Source organism: Gluconobacter sp. P1D12_c, from assembly GCF_018812105.1.
Taxonomy (GTDB): Bacteria; Pseudomonadota; Alphaproteobacteria; order Acetobacterales; family Acetobacteraceae; genus Gluconobacter; species Gluconobacter oxydans_A.
Genome location: NZ_JACSIQ010000847.1, coordinates 1 through 363 on the forward strand (window position 1 = coordinate 1; position 363 = coordinate 363).

At 55.9% G+C, this 363-nt stretch carries 1 pseudogene; it reads right to left on the reverse strand.

The features are described from left to right. Positions 1-363 (reverse strand): annotated as a pseudogene (locus KP705_RS19480) (IS5/IS1182 family transposase); the annotation flags it as partial.

Below are 363 nucleotides of genomic sequence, written 5' to 3' on the forward strand. Positions count from 1 at the left end.
GACTATTGAGGCCGTATTGGTTTTATCCAGCAAGCCCTCTCTCAATCGCGCACCATCACTGGCGGCGGCATCGGTTGTTTTCCATTTCCGGATCAACCGAAATTTTCGGTCGATGGAGACATGGGATTTGTAGCCAAAGAATGGGATGGCAAGATCTGTTGCGGGGATCGTCCCATCCTCCTGCCGCTTTGCTTTCGTGAACTTCAGCGTCCACCGCGCATGCCTGTCCTTGTGGGACAGCTTTGACGGCTTGTCCTGCCAGTCCTGTGGGATCCGCCCTTCACGCAGATCCGCTTTCTCAGCATTTGTGTTGCGCTGCCTGGGAGCCGCGACCAGCGTTGCATCCAGGATCTGCCCTGACAT